Raw genomic sequence first — 19,256 nt, 5'->3', positions numbered from 1 at the left:
TTTTGCAGCCTACTATATTTAGTGAACTATTTCGGGATTTCACAAAATCTTTAAAAATTCGCCGAGTCATCTGCATTTACCATTAGAAATGCCACACGTTGGCCAGGCTACCAGTTTAGGTAGCCTGTCTTATCTGTTGGCTGGATTAAAATGCGACTCGCTACAGATAACGAAGCATATTATACTTGCTCCTCCACTCGAACAGGAGGCAAGCAACTCACGTGAAGGATACATATTACAACGACATAGCGATCAATACGCTAATTCAGAGTGAGCTGGACGCGTTTTTTGAGGATTTCAAAGGGATCGTCTTCGCCTACGCCATTATGAACAAGAAAGATCCTTCCCAGATGCGGATAATCAATAACAGCCCCGAGTGGTTTGATATCTACCTCGACAGGAAATATCAGTTCATTGACCCTGTTATCATTCGGGCTTTGCGCTGTGTTGAAGATTTTTTCTGGGAAAGTGATGTCATTCTGTCGGATGGTTATAACCTGACGCGCATTTTCAACGAAAGCGTCCAGTATGATATCTACCAGGGACAGACTTTTCCTCTGCATGACTATCTGAATAATCTTGTCGTCTTATCCGTCATCAGTCCTAAGCATTCTGGTATTGATATAGAAAAATATCGGCCACAATTTCTAAGCTTCCTTGTTCAACTGCATCAGAAGACACTCAATCTGTATAGCCAGCATCAACAGAAAAAGAATGTTTTTCTGTCGCCACGTGAGCGACAAATCCTTAAATGGGTCAGCGCCGGGAAAACCTACGCAGAAATTTCTGTTATTTTGTCTATTGCTGAACGCACCGTTAAGTTCCATATGGGAAATGTAATGAAAAAGCTCGGTGTGAATAATGCCAGACACGCAATAAAGCTTGGAACAGAACTACGTTTACTGGACGACTGAGCCTCAGTCACTGGTTATAAGTGGCGTAAATGCTCCAGCATTTCGCGAAGCCAGTGACTGGATTTGTCTTTGCTAATAATGTCTTCAATAATGCTGGTGCTGGCAGGCATATAAATATAGTAAATAACCTCCCCTTTTTCAGAAACACCGCGTTGAATAACTTCAACTTTCCAGTTCGCATGGCGAAATATGGCATACATACCGCGACTGGCGACTGCGTACATTCCATGGTATTTTTGCTTTATGCAATACATATTCATCGCAAGAAACAATGCCTTACTTGCGGGCACGCCCTGCAGACTTGCGGAGTCTCGTATTTCTTTATCTAAAAATAAACGGCTAATTTCACAGCAGGGAACATCTGCCGGGAATATAATGGCTTCGTCAAAATAATTGTGAAAGATTTCGCTTATCATCGTCGGATGCGTCGAGTTAATGAATCGTGCGCCGCATAACAACTGTCCCTCATACATACCCAGCAAGTATGTCGTGTTTGGGTTGTCAAACTGATCCTTTTCCATATCTTCAACGCATTCAACTTTCCAGTCGAGTCGGTCCCGAAAGGTTTTTCTCCTGAGTCGGAAAAGTTCGCGGGCTAATGCTGACGGTAAATCATCGTAATCATGCAAAAAAAACTCAATAACAGAATTCATTGCTCTTATTCCTGATAATAACACCTGAAACTATTATCCCCTGTCTTTTAGGACAGCTTTCATTGTGCATGGTATTCCTTATACTTAAAAAGTACCCGGCCACTAAGTCCTCGTGAAACTCAGTGGCCAGGAGGTCAAAGACCTACGAAACACCAGGGATATATCCATTCATGATTATCTAATATTTATAGTTTCGGGTACAGAGCGTAAGAAGCACTTAGCCGATAAAATATTAAAAAACGATAATCATAAAATAATTACAATTAAAGTATTGCCCCTTAAGTATTTAAGGGGTAATATTTCCTTTTTCTATTTTTTCTCCTATTATCTCTGTTCTTAATGCTGTGCTACTCTTGCAGAAGCATGCTAAACGGAGAATCAAAATGGCCGACTGGAATCCCTCTCTTTATCTGCAGTACGGCGCGGAAAGAACGCGTCCTGCCGCTGAACTGCTCGCCAGAATTCCTCTGGATGAGGTCTCCACCATCGCTGATTTAGGCTGCGGGCCGGGAAACAGCACCGCGCTGTTGAAGCATCGCTGGCCTTCGGCACGCGTTACCGGGGTCGACAACTCCCCTGCAATGCTTGAGGAAGCAAGAGCCGCATTGCCTGACTGCCATTTTGTTGAGGCCGATATCCGCCAGTACAAGCCTGGCCAGCCGCTGAACCTGATTTATGCCAACGCTTCGCTGCAATGGGTTCCTGACCATTACGATCTCCTGCCTCATCTCGTTTCTTTACTCACGCTTAACGGCGTATTAGCAATCCAGATGCCTGACAACTGGCTTGAACCTACTCATGTGGCGATGCGTGAAGTGGCGCTGGAACAAGACTATCCTGACCGCGGCCGCGAACCTCTCCCGGGTGTGCATGCCTACTACGATATCTTGTCGGAGGCCGGCTGTGACGTGGATATCTGGAGGACAACCTATTTCCATAAAATGAGCTCGCACCAGGCCATTATTGACTGGGTAAGCGCCACCGGCTTGCGCCCGTGGCTCCAGGAACTGAACGAGAGCGAGCAGAAACGTTTCCTGAAACGCTACCATGAACTGCTGGAAGAGCAGTATCCGCTCCAGGAAAATGGGCAGATACTGCTCGCTTTTCCGCGGCTGTTTATCGTGGCGCAACGCCAGCCCTGACGGGTTATGACCGGGCTTCTTTCAGCAGCTGCTGAATGACCTTTTCCTGTTGCGCATAATCTCCTTCGCCAAAGGCGGTATACCGTAGCTGGCCTTTGGCATCGAAATAGTAATGCGCTGGCCAGTACTGGTTCCCGAAAGCGTTCCAGATTTGATAGTTGTTATCCGTCACCACCCGGTACGGCAGCTGCCATTTATTTACCGCGTTTTTCACCGAGGCGAGCGGTTTTTCCCAGGGATATTCCGGCGTGTGAACCCCAATCACGACCAGCCCCTGCGACTGATACTTCGTGGCCCAGTCCCGCACGTGCGGGAGCGTATGCTGACAGTTAATGCAATCCCAGGTCCAGAAATCAATCAACACCACCTTCCCTCGCAAGGATTCAGACGTGACAGGGTCACCGTTAATCCACCCTGTCCCCCCGCTTAATGAAGGCAGCTGGCTGCTGGGCTCAGTCATCACGACCGGCTGGAGCTTCACCGGCGCGGCTGTGGGTTTCGCCAGCGTCAGGAGTGTTGCCTCCAGACGGTCCGCAACGCCGTTTGCTCCTGTCAGAAGTGAAGTCATTCCCGTCGCGTTGAATACGACAGCCGCCAGCATCGCCACGCCCGCCCCCTGCCGCAGCTTTTCCATCAGCGCCGATTTTGCTCTTAACGGCGCCATCAGCGTGCGGCCTCCTGAAACGAGCAGGCTCAGCATTAGCGCGCATCCGCTGCCGTAGGCCGCCAGCAGCGCGCCCGTCGTAATGGCCGAATGGCCCGCGATATTAATGCTGAAAATGGCGCCCAGTATGGGACCGGCGCAGGGAGACCAGAGCAGCCCCACCGCAAGCCCGGCCAGAAAAGCCGATGCCATACCGCGCGTTTGGCCGCTTCGGGTGTTCAGGACATTTCCCGCGCTGACGGCCGGACCCGCAATACGCTGGGCGAATGACGGAAAAATTAAGGCCAGCGCGGCCGTGGCCAGAATAACGAGAGCGATCCAGCGCCCGACGATGGTTGCCTCTGCTATCCACTCGCTGGCGACGGTGACGGCCATCGCCACCAGGGTAAACATCACGATCATCCCCGCCAGCAGGGCCAGAATATGTCGTCGTTGTCCCTGAAAGCCGGCGAAAAGGAGTGGAATAACCGGGAGCGTACATGGACTGAGCAGGCTTATCATCCCGCCCAGAAAAGCGATTACCAGAAACATAGACACCTCACAATACAAGTCCTGCGACGCTGCAGTGAGGCTATTTCATCGTGCGGATGTGTTCAGGATATGTGTAAAAACGCAGGTTTTGTCTGGCTCTGTATCACCCGGGCCGGGAGATACAAAGCCGTACAATTAACGGCGCGGTAGCGTAATGGAGACATCCAGTCCGCCTCCGGCACGGTTCGTCAGGTTGAGCTTTCCTTCCAGCTGAGCGGTGAGCTGCGCGGCAATCGCCAGTCCGAGTCCTGTTCCGCCGGTATCGCGGTTGCGCGATGTTTCCACCCGGTAAAACGGCTGTAATACCGCCTCAAGCTCGTCATCGGGTATTCCCGGTCCGCCGTCAGTGATGTGAATCACCACCTCTGCGGAAGACGAATTATCAATGGCAATAACGGCATACCCACCGAACTTAAGGGCGTTATCCAGCAGGTTGGTCATCACCCGACGAAGCGCCTGCGGACGCGTAACGATCGGCAAGCGGGTATCGTTTGCCTGAAGCTGCACGTTTTTACCGATGTCCTGATAATCGCAGGCGATGCTGTTGATCCAGGCGTTCAGCTCCAGCTTCAGCGGGGTCTCTTCCAGTGATTCTGATGACCGGGCATACGCAATGCCCTCGCGAACAAGACGCGTCATGCTATCAAGATCGTTCAGGAGCTTGTCGCGAAGTTCGGGTTCCCCAGCCATCTCGACGCGCAGCTTCATGCGGGTAATCGGGGTCTGGAGATCGTGAGAAATGGACGCCAGGATCTGCGCGCGCTCCCGGAGATAAGATTGAATGCGCGCCTGCATCGCGTTGAAGGCATGCGCTGCACGCTGCACCTCAAGCGGCCCTTTCTCCGTCATTGGCGTGCTGGCCGCCGGATCCAGCGAATCCACCGCGCGGGTAAATTGTGAAAAAGGCCGCACCACCTGCCGTACGGCAATCCAGGCGCACGCAGCCAGCAACAGCAGCTGCAGGATCAGCACTACGGGCAGCCAGCTGGCGACCGGCGGCATGCGTGGGATCAGGTCAATGGTCAGCGGCGCGCCGTCGCGTAACGTCAGATGCGCCTGGATGTGTGAAACGGCACCGGGAACGGCGGTGAAGCTGAGCGGGTACTGTGACGCAAGCGTCGCTTTTAAGGTTCGGATGGCGTCCTGCGAACGCTTATCCGTCGGCGCGTTGCCGGGCTCTCCCGGTCCCAGAATATAGCGGTAGTTGCCCCGTTCAAGCCTAGGCAGCCAGGCCGCGCGTTCGCTGGCCGGTAAGCGGTCTAAAATGGCGACGCTGGTTGCGACGTCGTTTTCCAGATTACCGAGCATCACCGTTCTGGCGCTGTGCATTCGTTCAATCATGACCAGCGTCAGGCTCAGGGCGTTGGCCAGCAGCAGGCCGGACAGCACGACGAGCAGCAAGCGGGCCAGCAGCGAGCGTGGCCAGAGCGTCATTCGTTAGCCTCTTTGATGGTCACCGGCATGGTAAAAACGTAGCCCTCGCTGCGCACGGTCTTGATATAGGCGGGCGTGCGGGCATCTTCATTCAGGCGCTGGCGGACCCGGCTAACCAGCAGATCGATAGAACGTTCAAACAGCTCGGCGTCTCGCCCCTGCGTCAGGTTGAGCAGCTGATCGCGGGTCAGCACCCGCTGAGGATGGTCAAGGAAAACGCGCAGCAGGCGATACTCCGCCCCGCTGAGCGCCACGATCACCCCTTCCGGATCGATTAAGTGACGGGCAACGGTATCGAGCTGCCATTCACCGAACATCACCAGCCGCCCGGCTTCTGTCACCTGCAAATTGGGCGGCATCGTGCGAAAACGCCGTAAAATCGCTTTGATACGCGCCAGCAGTTCGCGGGCGACAAACGGCTTCACCACGTAGTCATCCGCGCCCATCTCCAGACCCAGGATCCTGTCCGTCTCCTCGTTGCGGGCCGTCAGCATCAGAATGGGCAGATCTTTGTATTTCCCGACGCGTAGCTCTCGACATAACGTAAGCCCGTCGTCGCCGGGCATCATGACATCCAGCACCACCAGGTCGATATGCTGTTTATCCAGCACGACGCGCATCTCTTTGCCGTTGGCCGCGCCCGTCGCGCGATAGCCAGACTTAACGAGATAATCGACAATCAGTTCACGAATATCCCTGTCGTCATCGACGACAAGGATATGATCAATATGCTCCACCGAAATCTCCAGACCGAAGGGTAACGTACTGAAAATAGCACATTTCAGAGCTTGTCCGCGTCAACGACGGCCTTGACGAAATCCTGCGGATCTTCCTGAGGCGGATTGTGCCCCACGGTTGCCCCGAAGGTGCGGTGTTCATATTTACCGGTAAATTTACCCGCGTAGGCCTGCGGAGCCGGATGCGGCGCACCGTTGTTCCCACCTTCGATGGTGATCGTTGGAACGGTGATATTCGGCAGCGTAGCGAGTTTTTGCTCGTAGCTATCGTATTTGCGCTCGCCTTTTTCCAGCCCTAAACGCCAGCGATAGTTGCTGAGCGTCACCGCGACGTGATCCGGGTTATCGAGGGATTTGGCGCTGGCGTTGAAGACAGCATCGCTAAATTTCCAGTCAGGCGAGGCCTGAGACCAGATCAAACGGGCGAAGTCATGCGTGTTTTTGGCATAGCCTTCCGCACCGCGCGCGGTAGCGAAATAGAACTGATACCACCACTGCTGTTCCGCTTTTGGCGGCAGCGGCTGTTTGCCAATCTGCTGGCTGCTGATGAGATACCCGCTCACCGACACCAGTGACTTAACGCGCTCTGGCCATAGCGCCGCAACGATATCCGCCGTACGGGCACCCCAGTCATATCCTGCAAATACCGCCTGCTTAATATTCAGGGCATCCATCAGGTTCACAATATCTTTCGCCATGGCTGAAGGCTGGCCGTTGCGCGGCGTTTTGGCTGACAGGAAGCGCGTGGTGCCGTAGCCGCGCAGAGAAGGCACAATCACCCGATAGCCTTTTGCCGCCAGCGCGGGGGCGACGTCGGCGTAGCTGTGAATATCGTAAGGCCAGCCGTGCAGTAAAATAACCGGCTGGCCGTTTTTCGGGCCGATGTCGACATAACCGACATTCAGATCGCCGGCGTTAATTTGCTGCGGATGATCAAAGGCTGCCGCGAAATTTGTGCCGGTGACTTCAGCCTGACAGGACATCACGGTGCCAAGAGAAACGGTCAGTGCGAGAGTTGAGTACGCGAGTTTGCTAAACATGTTGGTATCTCCGGTTGAGTACAGTTCACGGGGATATAACAACACGGCAATGTATAGCGGATATGTGCGAAAGCGGGTTTATTGCAAGCCTGTGTATGTACCAGCGATGCAGATACAGTGTGATACAAACCCAGGCCTTGTCGCCTTAAAGGGTGATGCGATAGCGGACGTAATCGTCAGCTTGACCGTATTTGTCATAAAGTTTGCGCGCCGGGTTATTCTCCCGGGTGACCCAGTACAGTTTTGACCACCCTTCGCGTTTGCCTTCCTCAATCAGAGCATCAATGAGCGCCTTACCGGCTCCCGCCCCGCGTTCGTCGGCATCAACAAACAGATCTTCCAGGTAGCAAACGGGGGCCGTTGACCAGGTTCCTTCGTGCAGAATGCACATCGCGAAACCGATGACCTTTTCATCCGTTTCTACCACGCGGCAAAACATCGAGGAATGCGCTGAGAGCGCCCTTTCCCATGTCGATGCGGTGACGGATTCCTCGAGGTAACAATCATAAAAATGGGTATAGCCATCCCAAAGCGGTCGCCATTGGGAGTAATCGTCTTCGCATAGAGGTCTTACCGTGACAGCCATGTGTTCCTCACATTACAAATCGATCGCCATTTCGAAACAGCGTAAATCAACACCTGCCATACGCGAGTGATGATAGGTTTCGCTCAGCGTGACAAACCCCAGTTTCTGATAAAACGACTGGGCGTTAGGCGTTGCATCCAGCCTCAGGCGGGTTATCCCCCGGCTGCGGGCCTCATTTTTTAGCGCCTCGATAATCCGGGTCGCCATGCCTTTACCGAATGCCGCGGGCAAGGTGAATATCGCCTCCAGACAGTGGGTATCCAGATCCAGATAGCCGGTTGCCGCAATATCACCCTTTTCATCTTCCACCACATAAAAAGGGTATTCAATGACCATCTGGCGAAAGCGTTCGGGCATGAGATCGGGCGTCCAGCGCGCAATGACGTCGGCGTCGTAGCTGGTTTTACAGCCGTGACGAATCGCCTGATTGCGAATATTCCAGAGTATTTCGGCTTCCTGTGGGTTGGCCCGTCTTAATGTCATGCTGACCTCTGCAATTGTTAGTAGTATGGGAAAAGAGCTCGCTGGGATAGAGTGCCGTAAAGATGAAAATACCAGAACGCAAACAAAAGCATAACGCTTAAATATGGAGATCCGCGGATGACGATACCGACGCTCACGACAGAACGCTTATTGCTAAAACCGCTGGTTGCCGAAGATGCGGCCCAGATACAAAAGCGTTATCCGCGCTGGGAGATTGTCCGCTATATGGTCTCTTCCGTGCCCTGGCCCTACCCGGATAACGGCGCGGAAAACTATGTCAACAACGTGGCGCTGCCGGATATGGCAAAAGGAATAGCCTGGTTCTGGAGCATCCGTCGTCGCGAGGTGCCGGATGAGTTGATGGGTATTATCTGTTTGTATGACGTCGAAGATAACAACCGTGGATTCTGGTTGGCCCCGGAGTTTCAGGGCCAGGGATACATGCGCGAGGCCAGCATTGCCGCGACGGATTACTGGTTCAATACGCTAAACAAACCCGTATTACGCGCCCCGAAAGCCGCCGCCAACAGCCGCTCCCGGCGTATTTCAGACAGTAGCGGCATGCGGCTTATCAGGACGGAAAAGAAAGCCTACGTCAGCGGCATGCTGGATTCCGAACTGTGGGAGATCACCCGCGACGAGTGGAACGCCCGTCAGGTCAGCTGATAATACTTATCCGGCATCAGCCTTTCAGGAATGTTCTCTTCATCGTTCATCTGCAGCAGATCGCGTTCCATCATGTTGCAGATGGCGTCCAGCGGCAGATCGTTATCTTCTGTACCGAACGGGTCTTCCAGCTCTTCCGCCAGGGTGTCCAGCGAGATAAAGGTGTAGGAGATCAGCGCCGAGACAAACGGCGTCATGTAGTGCAGATCTACAACCAGCGCGAACGGCAGCATGATGCAGAACAGATAGACCGTGCGGTGCAAAATCAGCGTATAGGCAAACGGCACCGGCGTAGTCGCAATGCGCTCGCAGCCGGAGAGGACGATGGACATATCGTTAAGACGGTTGTTCAGGCTGTGGAACAGGATGTCTGAAAGCTGCCCGTTACGCCGCCGCACGGCCAGCCACTCCCCCATGATCAGTAAAATACGGTTCGCCGGCGAGTTGGCGCTCATCACGTGACGCAAATCGTCCGGAGCAAGATAGCGAGAGAGCTGTTCGGCGTTCAGGTCCCGGCGGAGGGTCATGCGCAGGCAGTTGGCAAAAGCTATCTGCAGGCGGACAAATTCCCCCAGGTGCTTATCGTTAGGCAAGGTGTTTTTCACCTCGCGAAACAGCGAGCGTGCCGCTATCATCAACTGCCCCCAAAGCAGGCGAGCCTCAACGTAGCGCGAATAACAGGCGTTGTTTCTGAAACCGAGAAAGATAGCGATCGCCACGCCGAGAATGCTAAATGGCGCCACGGTAAATTTGATGCCCAGCGAGGTATACCACGGCAGCATCAGGATAACGGCGATTGAAAGCAGGAAGTTCAGCAGCAGTCGGGTGTAAATTTTGGGAAGTACCGAGCCGTGCCAGACAAAAATCAGTTGTAGCCAGTGCTGTTTAGGACGAACAATCATAGTGAGTTTCAGGAAGGAAAAGAGCGTGGCTATTAAACGTGATCTCCCTCACGGTTGCAAGCATGTTAACGGGACATTGAATTTTATGACCTGCTTAGCGATAACCGCACGGTGCTGCATGCGCTTTTAAAAAAAGAGCACATAGTATGTTGTAACTAAAATAAGATGTAATTAAACCCGGCCGAAGCCGGGTGACGTCATTAGCAAAGGGGGTTCACCGCTGCGCGCATTCCCTTCAGGAGAATGGCGTCAAGATCCAGGGTGACCTGGTCGACAAGCCCGGAGACCTGCGTGAGATCCTGTTCCCAGTGCTCGCTCACGCTCAGCACGGATTGCACCAGCTCACGGGTGCTCAACTGCTGGTCGCGATGCTGTGCCCACAGCTGCTGATAACGTTCCAGCCAGAATGCATCATCCTGCACCGGATAGTTCTCCCCGTTACGCTCCCCGCGATAAAACGCTATCAGTGCAGCCAGCGCGAACGTCAGACGTGCAGGCAATTGTCCGCTGACGTTCTGCCCTGCCAGCAGCTGCGGCAGGATGCGGGTGCGGTATTTGGGCATGCCGTTAAGCGCGATGGAAAGCAGCTGGTGTCTGATGTAAGGGTTGCGAAAACGGCCTGTTACCGCGCTGGCAAAAGATTCCAGCTCGTCACGCGGCAGATCGAGAACCGGAATGATCTCCTGATAAATCGCTTTTTCGACAAACGCGCAGATCTCGGCATCATTCATCGCCTCGCCTACCGTCTCTAACCCAGCCTGGAATGCCACCGGCACCAGCGCCGTATGCGCGCCGTTCAGGATAGCGACTTTGCGCTCTTTGTACGGCCTGATGTCGTCGACAATCAGCACATTCAACGGGTATTTATCCAGACGAAGTTCCTGAGCAAGGGATGCCGGCCCCTGGATAACGAACAGATAGAAATGTTCAGCCGTATCCAGGAAACCATCGTGATAACCCAGCTCAGCCTCCAGCGTGGCCGCCTCGTCGCGCGGATAACCGGTCACGATACGGTCAACCAGCGTCGAGCAGAAGCTGTTTGCCTCGTTAAGCCACTGGATAAAGGCGGCAGGCAGCGCCCACTCCCGGGCATAGCGCAGGACGAGTTCGCGCAACGCGTCACCGTTGTAGTCAATCAGCTCGCACGGAATAATGATCCAGCCTTTATCCGCTGCACCGTTGAAGTGGCTATAACGCTCAAACAGCAGTCGCGTCAGCTTCGCCGGGTAGCTCACCGCAGGGGCATCGTCGAATCGGTCACCCGCGTGGTAGCTGATACCCGCTTCGGTGGTGTTCGAGAAAACAAAGCGCATGTCCGGATTGTGCGCCAGTTTCAGGAACGCATCATACTGGCCGTAGACGTCGATCTCCCGGTTAACCGAGCGGATAAGACGGCTCTCACTCACCGCTTTACCCTGCCCGTTCAGGCCGCGAATGATAGTGGTATAGAGACCATCCTGAGTGTTCAGCGACGGCGGGAAGTCGCTCTGAATAGGACGGACGATAACCACACCGGCGTTAAGATCGGTATGTTCATTTAGCAGGTCAATTTGCCAGTCGACAAACGCACGCAGGAAGTTGCCTTCGCCAAACTGAATAATGCGTTCCGGGTATTGAGCTCCGGGAAAATCACGACGGTTGAGCGTGTTCACAAGAGGGTTCCTTTATGATTAGTCATACAGCCTGATAAGATTGGTCCGATAACTTATCAAAACTTAACGACCGGAAACCCTGTTTTGATCAATCCACAGCGTAGTTGTACAAAATAATCATAAGAACTTATAGAACACGGACGTGGCCGTCATGGCGCCGTCCGGCATCAGGGCATAGCGCGGGATCTCCCCCACCTTTTGCCAGCCGGCACGCTGGTAGAACGTCTCGGCGCCGCTGCCGGTGGAGGTATCGAGCACCAGAACCGAAATATCTCTGGCCCGGGCCTCCGCTTCAAGCGCTTCCATCAAGGCCATCGCGGCACCTTTGCGGCGCGCTTTCTCGTGAACCAGCAGCTTCGCCACATCGGCGCGATGCGGCTGGTTTTCCGGCTGGTCGACGATCAGCTGCACCGTCCCGATGACGCCGTCCTGCGGGTCGATACAGGCCAGCACCAGACGCTCGTTGCGCCCTACGCTTTCAGCGATGCCGCGCCAGAACGAACGAGCCTTATCCAGACTAAAGGGAAGCATAAAGCTGACGGATGCCCCGCCGTTCACACAGTTTTCGAGGATCCCGGCCAGCGCATCAAGATGGGTGAGAATGTCGTCTCGGGTGAGGTTTTTGATTTGCAGTGAGGTATTCATTGTTTTTCCTTACGTTGAATACCGTCACTGTGCATTTAACATCTTCTTAACGCAAACGGATCGGACATACGCTTTTGTTATGTTACCGGGAGCGCTGTCGCTGCTGTTTCATGGCATACATCTTTTCATCGGCCTCTTTTAACCACTGCTGCAGGTCGTTGCCGTTATGATCGAATTCACTGAGCCCCCACGAGAAATGGAGCGACCAGGGATGTAGCTTGCGGGCGTTATAATTTTCTACCTGCTCGGCAAGATACTGCATGGCAATCCAGGCGCCCTGCTCATCCGTATCGGCGAACAGCACGGCGAACTCGTCCCCGCCAAAACGCACCAGCAGATCCGCTTCGCGGAAAGAGGCGCGCATTAGCTGCGCCATCGCTTTCAGCGCCTTATCCCCCTCTTCATGCCCGAAGCGATCGTTAATTTCCTTAAAGCGATCCAAATCCAGCCAGCCGAGCGTGAGCGGCTCAGCGCGACGCCGGGCAACGGAAAGCGTGAACCGCACGAGCTGATTAAAGCCCCGACGGTTGAATAACCCGGTTAATTCATCCGTGGTCGCCGCGCTGATGGCAGCAAATTCATCTTCCGCCAGCGCGCCAAGGTCCCCCAGCACGGCGAGGTCGGCGGCAGAAAACTCGCGGGGGGCGTAATCAATCAGGCACAGCGAGCCAACGCTTGCGCCGTCGCGCAGGCGCAGCGGGAAGCCCGCGTAAAAACGCACGCGAGGCTCACCGGCCACCAGCGGGTTATCCGCAAAGCGATCGTCCTGAAGCATATCCCCCACCACCAGCGGCGCTTCGGTGAGGATCGTATGCCCGCAAAATGAGATATTGCGCGGAACGCTGCCGGGCGCCTGACCGTCGGCCGACTTAACGATCAGCGAATGCTCATCAATGAGATTGACCATCGCCAGCGGCACCTGGAAGAAGCGTTTTGCCAGACGCGTTAAGCGGTCAAACGCCGGGGAACTGTCGATCTCAAGCAGACCTGATTCTCGTAGCGAGTTGAGTCTGTCTGTTTCATTTTCAGGGGTTGCAGGTGCTTTCATAATGTCTCCTGACGTAAAGCGTTACTAAAAGCGTAGCTTAAACAGAGACATTGTCAGTGTTCTGACATCCTGTTAAGCCGCTTACTATTCACGTCAATGCCTTATGACGATTAACGCAGCTATGTTTCACTCCCGGAGGGCGAGGCAATCTGCTCGTCCGCCACCCGGGCGCTGGTACGGTTTCGCCCCGCTTTTTTTGAACGATAGAGATGATCGTCCGCTTCGGCCATGAGCTTGTTGAAGACCTCGGTCAGCTGCCAGGACTCAGCCTTTCCGCTGCCGAGGCCAATGCTGACCGTCAGATAGAGCGTCTGGTGACGCCATGTAAAAGGATGGCCGGCAACGGTGGATCGGATACGTTCAGCCAGTTCAAAACCGTGCTGCGCGTCGCCTGAATTGACCACCACGGCGAACTCTTCCCCGCCCATGCGCGCCACCATGCCGTCTTCGCCGACGACCTGCTGAACCTGTCGGGCAAACGACGCCAGCACGCGGTCTCCGCACTCGTGGCCGTAGTTATCATTAATGCTTTTGAAATAATCAATATCCAGCAGCATGACGGTCAGAAAACGCGTGTGCCGGTACGTCTCTTCATGCTTTAACGCCTCATAAAGCCCGGAACGCGAGTAGACGTGCGTTAAAAAGTCATAATCCGCCCTCAGTGAAACCTGGCGGATCAGGGAATTAATCGCCGCCATGCTGACGGATACCATCACCGGGCAGATCGCCATCGTGGCGATCCCCAGCCGGGCTGAAAACATCATTGGCGTCGTAAACGGCGTCGCCACGGCGATATTAATAATCGAGTTGGCGACCAGAATGATTTCAGTGGCCCCCGTGATAAACGTCAGCAGACAGGTCGCAGGCAACGAGTAGCGAACCGCACACCAGATAAGCGCAGGCAGAGGAAACGAGAGGCTCCCCGCTCCGCCAATCACCACCGACGCGATCACCGAGACGATCAGCGCAATTACCGGCAGCAGCTGCTCAAGACGTAGCCTGAGCTCACGCCCGGGCATGCGTAACGTGAGCATACAGGGCACAACAAGCACGCCGGTTGAGAACTGCTCGCTAAACCAGTCGGCAAATAGCGGCCAGAAGGTATGACTGTCAATCCCGACCGACCCTACCGCGCCGAGCAAGGCGCAAAGCAGCGCGGCAATCAGACAGTAGTTAAACAAGCGTAGCGCGTTAAGCGGATCGGGGGTTTTCTTCATCAGCCGCTTGTCGCGCTGAACCAGCACGGCGACGACGACGATAAAGATCATGTTTGACAGGTTGATCACCACGGAGGCCATACCCCAGTTGGTCGTTACCGCGTCGTACAACAGCATCGCGACATAACATACCGCGTAGTAATGCAGGCGATTCAGGTAAACATAGCGGGCGAAAATCCCTGCCATGACGCCATTAAGCGGCCAGAACAGCGACAGGGCCTCAACGAGCCGTAATTCCGCGCCCACAAAATAGAATAAGGTGGTGAGGATGAAGATCGTCGCTGCATTTCGCAGCGGCGTATCAACCTGGAACGGCCTGAAAGCGGTAAGAGCAGAACGCATTAAATATCATTCCATATGAAAGCTTATGGCAATTATTGCGGTCGTCAGCATGATCGGGACTAACTTGGGATGCATCTATAACACAAATACCACGGGAGCATAACTCGTCAAATTTGGGCGTTCATCTGCAGCACCAGCCAGTGGTGGATGACGCTGACGATATAATTTTGTTGCGGCGCCGTGAGCGTTACGCCCTGTGGAATATTATGCCATTTTGCCAGACAGCCCCGACAACAGGTAGCGGTGGCATGCTGGGCGATAAACACCGGGTGACCGCGCATGGGCGTCTGTTTACCGTCGTTGGCGGGGTGCGCGGGCGCAAGGCGCTTTTCGACAAAATCCGCGGCGTGCCGATCAATGGTTTCGGGGCCTTTGTCCCAGCAGTACTGTCGTTCCTTATCGCCTAAGCGAAAGCGCGAGCGAAATGTCGATCGCGCCAGGCGGGAAAAGAGAGGATCCAGATCGGACATCAGTATACGGAACGTCCCAGGCGCTGGGTCAGTTTCTCCAGAACCGCCACGCCGGCAAGGGAATTTCCCGTTTCATCCAGTTCCGGGCTCCAGACGGCTATCGCCATTTCATGCGGCACAATCGCCACGACCCCGCCGCCGACGCCAGATTTAGCCGGAAGCCCAACGCGCCAGGCAAACTCACCGGCGTTTTGATACATCCCGCTGGTGGCCATCAGCGCGTTAACCTGCCGGGCCTGAAGCGGAGAAACGACCTCCTGATCGAGATGCGGCGCGTGCCCCTGGTGCGCAAGGAACAGGAACGTCTGAGCCAGCTCAACGCAGCTCATTTTCAGGGCGCAGTAATGGAAGTAGTTTTGCAGCACGGTCGCCACGTCGTTGTGGAAATTACCGAAGGATTTCATCAGCCACGCGATAGCCGCGTTACGGGCGGAGTGTTCAAACTCCGAGCGTGCCACCACCGCATCATAGGCAATATCGTCAACGCCCGAGAGCTGGCGAACAATCTCCAGCATTCGCTGGCGCGGTGCGCTGAGGCGACTTTGCAGCATATCGCAGACCACCAGCGCCCCGGCATTGATAAAGGGATTTCGCGGTTTACCCTGCTCAATCTCGAGCTGAAGCAGCGAGTTAAAAGGCTGGCCGGAAGGATCTTTACCGACACGCTGCCAGATCTCTTCTTCTTCATACTGGCGCATCGCCGCAACCAGACTCAGCACTTTCGAAATGGACTGAATGGAAAAACGCTCAGCCGCATCGCCTGCCTGGTATCGCTGTCCGTCGATGGTACAGATAGCAATCCCCAGCTTATTCCCGCTCACCGAGCCAAGGGCCGGAATATAGTCGGCAACCTTCCCCTTTCCAATTAACGGACGAACCTGCGCCAGAATCTCGTCCAACATCTCATTATGGATGACCGCAGCCACACTTTGCTCCTTGCCCTCAGGCTAAAACGGGCTGCGAGTATAACAGAGGCTTATGTATTGCGTCAGGCGCTAAGACGAAAACGCGAAACGGCCTGCAATAAAAGATCGGATTGCTTTTGCAGCCGCTCAGAGGCATCCGAGGCGTCTGAGACCAGCAGGTCCGTCTGACGGGAGACCTGATTCAGCGCCTGAAGCTGGCGCGTCATCTGGTGAATACTGTCTCCCTGGCTGAGCGTGGCGGTTGAGATCTCATTAAGCAAACTGCTCAAATTGCCCACCAGACCGGTGACCTGCTGCAGATTCTCTTCCATCAGGGTAACGGCGCGGGAACCGTCTTCAATGCCCTGCAGCGAGCGGTTAATAAGCTCCTGAATGGTCTGCGTCGAGTGGCTGCTTTTTCTGGCCAAAAGCCCGACTTCCCGGGCGACGACGGCAAAGCCGCGCCCCTGGTTTCCGGCATGGGCCGCCTCGATGGCGGCATTCAGCGCCAGGATGTTGGTCTGAAACGCCACGCTGTCGATCATCGCCACGATCCCGCGCATCTCAGAAGATCGGTCGACGATCGCCTGCATGGACGCATTCACGGTCGACATCATCCGGTCGCCGCCCACGGCGGCCTGACGCGCTTCATCGGCCCGCGAGCTGGCGAGCCTGGCATAGCCGGTATTCCCTTCCACATGGCTTTCCAGCGCCGCGATATGCGCCGTCACATCCTCAAGCTCTTTCGCCTGGCGCGCTGACTGCTGATACAGCTTCTGGTTACCCTGCGCAAGGGAGTCAATGTTCTCCACCATCGTTGCGGTGGCATGGCTGACCTGCGTCACCAGCTGCTGCAGACCGTGCTGCATCGTCGCAATACTGTCGCTAAGCTGACCTATCTCCCGGTTAAAGCGCATGACGGTCGGCGGCGTGCCGGAGAGATCCCCTGCCGCCAGCCGGTTAATATGCGCAATCAACCGACGCAGCGGCGTAATCACCCATCTGGACATGCCGAACCAGACGACAACCGCGATGGCGAGCAGCAGCACCGGCGCAAACAGGAACAACGTTTGCAGGCCGGAGAGCTGCGCCATTAGGCTCTGACGCCCCTGCATGGCCTGCTTCTCGCTTGCCTGCTGATAGCGCGCATAGTTGTCGTTAAAATCAGACTGAAACGCCTGAGCCGGTACGGCAAAAAACGCGTCGATGGTGTTGGTCTTAATCAGACCTTCAGCCTGCTCGTTTATCGCGCCGTAAAAAAGCTGATAGCTGTTCACCAGGGCATCGTCTTTCGGCGGATTCAGCGCCAGCCAGGCCTTCCACGCCTGCTGAGAAACCGCCAGCGCCTTTTGCGCATCATCCATCAGGCTGTGCCAGCTCCCGTCGGAGCCGGTCTCTTTATCCTGCATAAACCAGACGCCGGAGCGGTTAAGCAGGTCGCTTGCCGCCAGCAGGGAAACGCGGGCCAGATCCAGCTTGCTCTGCTGCTGCCAGGCCAGAAGGTTTTGCTGCTCGTTGCGCTGGGCGTCGTTCAGGGAGGCGTTAAGCAGGAATGAGGAGGAGAGCTGCAGCGCGGAGAAAAGGCCAATAATGCAAAAGATACCCGTCAGCAGGCCAAAGTGACGAGGGGTGAAACGCTGCGCAATACGGCGAAAAATTTGCGTTAGGTTCATAATTATCTTCATTAACAATGCGTTAGACGCGAGCGAGTCTACGAAATGAAAATGACAGAACCATTGCAGATAAATGACAACGGCCCTCGTGATGAGGGCCGTAATCACAGGCGGGCAATAAATTACACGCGATCCTTCCACACCGTCTGCACGTTGCAGAACTCGTGCAAACCAAAGTGGGAAAGCTCGCGGCCAAAGCCGCTTTTCTTCACGCCGCCGAAGGCCACGCGCGCGTCGCTGGCGCTAAAGCCGTTGATAAACACCCCGCCGCACTCCAGTTCGCGGGAGAATTTATCCGCAAGCGCCGCGTCAGCGGTAAAGACGGTGGCGGACAGGCCAAAGTCGCTGTCGTTGGCAAGCGCCAGAGCGTGCTCCGCGTCTTTTGCGACAGTCACGGCCGCGACCGGACCAAACAGTTCCTGGCGGAACGCCGTCATCGACGGGGTGACGTTGGCCAGCACGGTTGGCGCGTAGTAATTGCCCTCTCCGCTGATTTTCTCTCCGCCCAGCAGCAGCGTTGCCCCTTCGGCCAGGGTGGCCTGCACCTGCTGATGCAGTTCGTCGCGCAGGTCATAACGCGCCATCGGGCCAATAAAGTTCTCTTCCCGATCCGGTGCGCCGAGTTTCAGCGCAGAAACGGCCTCGACAAAACGCCGGGTAAAGGTCTCTGCGATACCCTCCTCGACGATAAAACGTTTCGCCGCCGCGCACACCTGCCCGGTATTCTGGTAGCGACCCGCCACCGCCGCCTTCACGGCTAGATCCAGGTCGGCATCGTTAAGGACGATAAACGGGTCGGAGCCACCCAGCTCAAGAACGCATTTTTTCAGCGCGGCTCCTGCCTGCGCGCCAATGGCCGCACCGGCACGCACGCTGCCGGTGACGGTCACCGCCGCAATACGGCGATCGTTAATCGCCTGGCTTACGCCGTCATTGGTGGCGTTCACCCAGCCGAATACGCCTTCAGGGAAACCGGCATCCGCAAAGATCTGCGCAATAAGTTCCGCAGAGCCGAGCACGTTTGGCGCATGCTTAAGCAGATAGCTGTTACCTGCCAGCAGGATCGGCACCGCGCCGCGCAGCACCTGCCAGAGCGGGAAGTTCCAGGGCATTACCGCGAGAATCGGCCCCAGCGGACGGTATTCAATAACCGCGTTGTGGTTTTCCACCAGCGTAGGCTCCGCACGCAGCATCGCCGGGCCGTGCCCGGCATACCAGTCGCACAGACCGGCGGATTTTGCCACTTCCGCACGCGCCTGCAGGATGGGTTTCCCCATTTCACGGGAGATCGTCTGCGCCATCTCTTCCGCGCGGTTTCGCAGCGCGGCGCCGAGATCCAGGAGCTTCTGCGCCCGGTGGGACACGCTTTCGCGTCGCCACTGGCGATACCCCGCGTCAGACTGAGCAATCGCGCGGTCAACCTCTTCCGCCGTCGCCCAGGGATAAGCAGCGAGAGTTTCCCCCGTTGCCGGGTTAACGGACAGGGCATGTGTAGCAGATGAATATTTCATGATGTTCTCCACGCATTTCGGTTGATTCATTGTGGCTCACT

19 protein-coding genes are annotated in these 19,256 nt (G+C 55.3%); 3 read left to right on the top strand and 16 right to left on the bottom strand.

Going from position 1 to position 19,256, the window contains the following annotated elements:
- The first annotated feature begins 221 nt into the window (after positions 1–221).
- Positions 222–914, top strand: a complete 693-nt coding sequence (locus NI40_RS11255; protein ID WP_023311808.1) for a helix-turn-helix transcriptional regulator — start codon at positions 222–224, stop codon at positions 912–914.
- Between the two features lie 14 nt (positions 915–928).
- Here the strand turns inward: NI40_RS11255 and NI40_RS11250 are convergent, their stop codons facing one another.
- Positions 929–1,567, bottom strand: coding sequence for an acyl-homoserine-lactone synthase (locus NI40_RS11250; protein WP_039262458.1), 639 nt, complete (start codon positions 1,565–1,567; stop codon positions 929–931).
- A gap of 383 nt (positions 1,568–1,950) precedes the next feature.
- Between NI40_RS11250 and tam the strand changes: the two genes are divergently transcribed.
- Positions 1,951–2,709 (top strand): trans-aconitate 2-methyltransferase, encoded by a 759-nt coding sequence (tam, locus tag NI40_RS11245; protein ID WP_033145556.1) that lies wholly within the window; start codon positions 1,951–1,953, stop codon positions 2,707–2,709.
- A gap of 4 nt (positions 2,710–2,713) precedes the next feature.
- Here tam and NI40_RS11240 read toward each other — a convergent pair whose 3' ends face one another.
- The 6 genes from NI40_RS11240 to NI40_RS11215 all read right to left on the bottom strand — a co-directional run bounded on the left by NI40_RS11240 (position 2,714) and on the right by NI40_RS11215 (position 8,184).
- Positions 2,714–3,904, bottom strand: a complete 1,191-nt coding sequence (locus tag NI40_RS11240) for a cytochrome c biogenesis protein/redoxin (RefSeq protein WP_039262459.1) — start codon at positions 3,902–3,904, stop codon at positions 2,714–2,716.
- Positions 3,905–4,039: 135 nt separating this feature from the next.
- On the bottom strand, positions 4,040–5,338 hold the full coding sequence (locus tag NI40_RS11235; protein ID WP_039262460.1) for an ATP-binding protein: 1,299 nt from the start codon (positions 5,336–5,338) through the stop codon (positions 4,040–4,042).
- Positions 5,335–6,075, bottom strand: a complete 741-nt coding sequence (locus NI40_RS11230) for a response regulator (protein ID WP_033145553.1) — start codon at positions 6,073–6,075, stop codon at positions 5,335–5,337. Before NI40_RS11230 ends, NI40_RS11235 begins: the two co-directional genes overlap by 4 nt.
- A gap of 44 nt (positions 6,076–6,119) precedes the next feature.
- Positions 6,120–7,115 carry an alpha/beta fold hydrolase gene (locus NI40_RS11225; protein ID WP_039262462.1) on the bottom strand — a complete coding sequence of 332 codons (996 nt, stop codon included), beginning with the start codon at positions 7,113–7,115 and terminating at the stop codon, positions 6,120–6,122.
- A 145-nt stretch (positions 7,116–7,260) separates the two neighbouring features.
- Complete coding sequence (locus NI40_RS11220) at positions 7,261–7,701, bottom strand: GNAT family N-acetyltransferase (protein ID WP_039262463.1); 441 nt, start codon at positions 7,699–7,701, stop codon at positions 7,261–7,263.
- Between the two features lie 12 nt (positions 7,702–7,713).
- Positions 7,714–8,184, bottom strand: coding sequence for a GNAT family N-acetyltransferase (locus NI40_RS11215; RefSeq protein WP_039262464.1), 471 nt, complete (start codon positions 8,182–8,184; stop codon positions 7,714–7,716).
- Positions 8,185–8,301: 117 nt separating this feature from the next.
- Here NI40_RS11215 and NI40_RS11210 point away from each other — a divergent pair, with 117 nt between their 5' ends.
- Positions 8,302–8,850, top strand: a complete 549-nt coding sequence (locus NI40_RS11210; protein WP_039262465.1) for a GNAT family N-acetyltransferase — start codon at positions 8,302–8,304, stop codon at positions 8,848–8,850.
- On the opposite strand, the gene NI40_RS11205 is transcribed toward NI40_RS11210, so the two are convergent.
- The 9 genes from NI40_RS11205 to sad all read right to left on the bottom strand — a co-directional run bounded on the left by NI40_RS11205 (position 8,838) and on the right by sad (position 19,215).
- On the bottom strand, positions 8,838–9,752 hold the full coding sequence (locus NI40_RS11205; protein WP_039262467.1) for a bestrophin family protein: 915 nt from the start codon (positions 9,750–9,752) through the stop codon (positions 8,838–8,840). The genes NI40_RS11210 and NI40_RS11205 overlap by 13 nt on opposite strands.
- A gap of 200 nt (positions 9,753–9,952) precedes the next feature.
- Entirely contained in the window at positions 9,953–11,404 is a 1,452-nt protein-coding gene (locus tag NI40_RS11200; protein WP_039262469.1) for a tagaturonate reductase, read from the bottom strand.
- Positions 11,405–11,521: 117 nt separating this feature from the next.
- Positions 11,522–12,049 (bottom strand): GNAT family N-acetyltransferase, encoded by a 528-nt coding sequence (locus tag NI40_RS11195; RefSeq protein WP_039262470.1) that lies wholly within the window; start codon positions 12,047–12,049, stop codon positions 11,522–11,524.
- An 82-nt stretch (positions 12,050–12,131) separates the two neighbouring features.
- Complete coding sequence (locus NI40_RS11190) at positions 12,132–13,097, bottom strand: sensor domain-containing diguanylate cyclase (protein ID WP_039262472.1); 966 nt, start codon at positions 13,095–13,097, stop codon at positions 12,132–12,134.
- Between the two features lie 119 nt (positions 13,098–13,216).
- On the bottom strand, positions 13,217–14,656 hold the full coding sequence (locus tag NI40_RS11185) for a sensor domain-containing diguanylate cyclase (protein WP_039262473.1): 1,440 nt from the start codon (positions 14,654–14,656) through the stop codon (positions 13,217–13,219).
- Positions 14,657–14,763: 107 nt separating this feature from the next.
- Positions 14,764–15,126, bottom strand: a complete 363-nt coding sequence (locus NI40_RS11180) for a DUF4186 domain-containing protein (protein WP_039262474.1) — start codon at positions 15,124–15,126, stop codon at positions 14,764–14,766.
- On the bottom strand, positions 15,126–16,052 hold the full coding sequence (gene glsB / locus NI40_RS11175; RefSeq protein ID WP_039262476.1) for a glutaminase B: 927 nt from the start codon (positions 16,050–16,052) through the stop codon (positions 15,126–15,128). Before glsB ends, NI40_RS11180 begins: the two co-directional genes overlap by 1 nt.
- Before the next feature lie 62 nt (positions 16,053–16,114).
- Positions 16,115–17,704, bottom strand: coding sequence for a methyl-accepting chemotaxis protein (locus tag NI40_RS11170; RefSeq protein ID WP_039262478.1), 1,590 nt, complete (start codon positions 17,702–17,704; stop codon positions 16,115–16,117).
- A 122-nt stretch (positions 17,705–17,826) separates the two neighbouring features.
- Positions 17,827–19,215: a succinate-semialdehyde dehydrogenase gene (gene sad, locus NI40_RS11165; RefSeq protein ID WP_039262480.1), complete on the bottom strand. Its 1,389-nt coding sequence runs from the start codon at positions 19,213–19,215 to the stop codon at positions 17,827–17,829.
- Positions 19,216–19,256 lie beyond the last annotated feature (41 nt).

The sequence above is a fragment of the Enterobacter sp. E20 genome (assembly GCF_000801755.2).
Taxonomy (GTDB): Bacteria; Pseudomonadota; Gammaproteobacteria; order Enterobacterales; family Enterobacteriaceae; genus Enterobacter; species Enterobacter asburiae_B.
This window is presented reverse-complemented; position numbering and strand designations above follow the sequence as displayed.